Annotated in this window: 4 protein-coding genes; 3 read left to right on the top strand and 1 reads right to left on the bottom strand. The window is 72.8% G+C overall.

Going from position 1 to position 3,875, the window contains the following annotated elements; genetic code table 11:
• From AC1DVT_RS18505 to AC1DVT_RS18495, 3 genes are all read left to right on the top strand, one after another.
• Positions 1-729 (top strand): ATP-binding protein (locus tag AC1DVT_RS18505; RefSeq protein WP_477390666.1); only part of this gene is annotated, 729 nt, incomplete at its 5' end.
• The gene (gene dprA, locus AC1DVT_RS18500) at positions 726-1,952 is read left to right on the top strand and encodes a DNA-processing protein DprA (protein ID WP_477390664.1); all 1,227 of its coding nucleotides are present in this window, start codon (positions 726-728) and stop codon (positions 1,950-1,952) included. The genes AC1DVT_RS18505 and dprA, both read left to right, overlap by 4 nt.
• A gap of 61 nt (positions 1,953-2,013) precedes the next feature.
• Complete coding sequence (locus AC1DVT_RS18495; protein WP_477390662.1) at positions 2,014-2,919, top strand: tyrosine recombinase XerC; 906 nt, start codon at positions 2,014-2,016, stop codon at positions 2,917-2,919.
• 15 nt (positions 2,920-2,934) lie between these two features.
• On the opposite strand, the gene AC1DVT_RS18490 is transcribed toward AC1DVT_RS18495, so the two are convergent.
• The gene (locus tag AC1DVT_RS18490; RefSeq protein ID WP_477390660.1) at positions 2,935-3,474 is read right to left on the bottom strand and encodes a murein hydrolase activator EnvC family protein; all 540 of its coding nucleotides are present in this window, start codon (positions 3,472-3,474) and stop codon (positions 2,935-2,937) included.
• Positions 3,475-3,875: the final 401 nt, after the last annotated feature.

Here is a 3,875-nt window from a genome sequence, read left to right as displayed (position 1 = left end):
CCGCCTTTCGAGGCTCCGCACCACTCGGCGAGCGTCGCGGCCCTGGTCGGCGGCGGATCCCGGGTGGTGCGACCGGGCGCGATCGCCCGCGCCAGCGAGGGAGTCCTGTTCCTCGACGAAGCGGGCGAGTTCCCGTCGAACGCGCTGGATGCGCTGCGTCAGCCGCTGGAGAGCGGAGCCATCGTGATCCACCGTGCGGGCGCCACCGCCTCATTCCCCGCACGGTTCCAGCTCGTGCTCGCGACCAACCCGTGCCCGTGCGGCGACTACGGCGTCAAGGGCGGCTCATGCAGCTGCCCGCCGATGGCGATCCGCCGCTATCTCGGGAGGCTCTCCGGCCCGCTCCTGGACCGCATCGACATCGAGCTCTCGCTCGCCCGGGTCGCTGTCGCGCACGCGGTGACGGCCGGGGGCGAGACGGTCACCACGGCGACCGCCCGAGAGCGCGTGCGCGAGGCGCGCGCGAGATCCGCGGCACGGCTCGCCGGCACGCCATGGCGCCTCAACGCGCAGGTGCCGGGCACGTGGCTGCGCCAGGGACCGCTCGCGCCAGACCCCGAGGTGCGCCGCCTGCTCGATGCGGCGCTCCATCGCGGAGCGCTGACGCTGCGGGGCTACGACCGGGTGCTGCGCGTCGCGTGGTCGATCGCGGATATCGCCGGCAGCGACCGTCTGGGCGCTGCCGAGATCGGCCGGGCGCTGTATCTGAAGAAGGGGATCACACAATGAAGGCATTGGATCTGAGCGCTCGGCATGCCAGGCAGCAGCTCGCCGGCATCGTCCGCATCGACGAACTGAGCGACGAGGCGATCGTCGATCGGTGGTCGAGAGCGGTCTGGAGTCACCTCGTCGAGCCCGGCGACGGCATCGCCGGTCGGCTGATCGAGACTCTCGGCGCCGAGGGGGCGCTGCGCACTCTGCTCGCGGGACCACCGCGCGACCAGCTGGGTGGACTGTCGCTGCGGGAGCTCACCGAAGCGTGGAAGCGATGGCAGCCGCGGCTGGCCGCCGATCCGCTGGCGACCGCGCTCGAGACCGCCCGGCGCCAGAGCATTCGCCTCGTCGGTCCGGCCGATCCGGACTGGCCGGACCAGCTTGACGACCTCGGCGCGCACGCGCCGGTGTGCCTCTGGGTGCGCGGCGACGTCGGGGCGCTCCGTCGCCTCCGGCCGTCGGTGGCGGTGGTCGGGGCTCGGGCGGCGACGTCGTACGGCGAGCACGTCGCGGTCGAGATCGCGTCCGACCTGGCCGGCGGGGGAGTGCCGATCGTGTCGGGCGCGGCGTACGGGATCGACGGGGCCGCCCACCGCGCCGCGCTGGCCGTCGGCGGCCTCACCGTGGCCCTCCTCGCCGGCGGCGCAGACCGCTCCTACCCGGTCGGGCATGCGCAGCTGATCGACCGCATCGCCGCCACGGGTGCGGTGATCAGCGAGGTGCCCTGCGGCTCCGCGCCCACGAAGTGGAGGTTCCTGCAGCGGAATCGGTTGATCGCCGCTTTGGCCGGTGCCGTGGTGGTGGTCGAGGCAGGGTGGCGCAGCGGCTCGCTCAACACGGCAGGGCACGGCGTGTCACTCGGACGCCCCCTCGGAGCCGTGCCGGGGCCGGTGACCAGCGCCGCCTCGGCCGGGTGCCACCGGCTGCTCCGCGAGTTCGGTGCCGCCTGCATCACCGACGGCGCCGATGTGCGAGAGCTGCTCGGACTGGTCGAGCCAGGGGCGCAGGCTGTCGACGAGGCGCTGTTCACGATGGGCGCCGACGACGGCCGGCCCTGGACCGACCACCGCACGCGGGCGACAGACGCGCTCAGCACCCGCGCATGGCGCGACGTGACCGACGTCGCGCGGCGCAGCGGCATGAGCGTTGCGGCGATCGAGAGTCTGCTGGGTCTCCTCGCACTCGAAGGCCTCGTGCAGGGTGGGCCGCAGGGCTGGCGGAAGGTTCCGGTGGGCTGACCTGTGCCAGGGCGCGGAGCGCCGCGGACCAGGTGTCGGCCGATGCGGGCATGCTGGCCGTATGCGGATCGACGAAGCGGCGGAGGTGTACACCGCCTATCTGCGCGACGTCCGGCGACTGTCCGATGCCACCGTGCGCGCCTACCGCTCCGACCTGGCCGATTTCGCCGCGAGCGCCGGCTCCACCGAGTTCGAGGATGTCGATCTCGAGCTGCTCCGCGAGTGGCTGTGGGCGGCCACCAAGCGCGGCGATGCGCGTTCCACGATCGCCCGGCGTACGGCGGYCGTGCGGGGGCTGTTCTCCTGGGCGCTGGAGCACGGCCATGTCACGTCGGACCCGTCGCTCCGACTCGTCTCGCCGAAGCGTGGGCGGACACTCCCGAAGGTGGCCGCCGCGGACGCCCTGTCGTCCCTGCTCGATGAGCTCTCCCGCGCGGCATCCGGCGGCGATCCGATCGCGCTGCGGGATCACGCCATCCTCGAGCTGCTCTACGGCTCGGCGGTGCGTGTCTCGGAGCTGTGCGGCCTCGACATAGACGACCTTGATCCCGAGCGCCGCACGGCACGCGTGACCGGAAAGGGAGACAAGGAGCGCGTGGTGCCGTACGGTCTGCCGGCGTCGAAGGCGCTGGAGGCCTATCTCGTGCGCGGCCGGCCCGCGCTCACCGCCCGTCGCGCATCGTCCACCGCCGATCGTCCGCTGTTCCTCGGCGCCCGCGGAGGCCGGCTCGGATCCCGCGCGGTCTACGATCTCGTCGCCCGCACCCTCGGCCCGATCGTCGGCGGCGCCGCAGGGCCGCACGCCCTCCGCCACTCCGCCGCGACCCATCTTCTGGACGGGGGCGCTGACCTGCGCACGGTTCAGGAACTGCTCGGCCACGCGAGTCTCGGCACCACCCAGATCTACACCCACGTGTCCAGCGAACGTCTCGCCGCGGTTTACCGGCTGGCTCACCCGAGGGCGTAGTCGCGGCATCCGGAGTCAGTCGCAGCAGGGCAGCAGCACCGCGCGAGGCAGTGCGCCGAACAGCAGCAGCGGGTTGACGTACTCGCCGCTCAGCCGCACGCCGAAGTGGATCGTCCCAGGCGGCGCATGCCCGCCGACCGAAGTCACGCCGACCCTCTGGCCCCTGTCCACCCGCTGGCCGACGGCCACCGCACCATCGACCGGTTCGAGGGTGGTGACGAGCCCACCGTCGTGGTCGATCGTGACGACCCCGCGGCCGGCGATGCTCCCCGTGAAAGCGATCACTCCGTCGGCGGGGGCGCGGACTTCGGCACCCGCGGCGGCAGCCAGATCGATCCCGCGATGCCCCGGCCCGAAGCGATGCGCGGGGGCGATGTACGCCACCACGATCCGCACCGGATGCACCGGCCACACCCAGCGCAGCGCAGAGGTGCCGAGCTCGAGCCCGACCGCGGGGCGAGCGAGACCTGCCGCGGCATCGGCGGTTGGCGATGCCGCGGAGACGCTGAAGGCGAGCAGCGCGACGACGACCGGGAGCGTGAGTAGACGGGGCACAGCTCAGGGTCGCCCGCTTCCGACGTGCACGGGCGCCCGTTGACGAAGGCCGTGGGGAGCGGCCCACCCTGGATGCGGGGGAGGAGACGGCGGCTGATACACTGGAAAGGCATCCCGCTGTGCGGGGTGACTCCGCGTGCCCAATGCGCGACTAACCGGTTCGCCGGTCCCTGAGCTTGTCGAAGGGCGTCGCGCGGCATCACACCCATCGGTCTCCAGAGCGAAAGCGCTGCGAGTGGGCGTGTGTCCGGGCACCAGGCTCGCCGGCCGAACGGTCCGGCGCAATCAACCGCAAGAGGCGCGCAAGCGCCAGGACAGGAGAACGGCCATGGCCGTCGTCACCATTCGCCAGCTGCTCGACAGCGGCGTCCACTTCGGACACCAGACCCGCCGGTGGAACC

Source organism: Microbacterium sp. P2_F9 (assembly GCF_056403635.1).
This window is presented reverse-complemented; position numbering and strand designations above follow the sequence as displayed.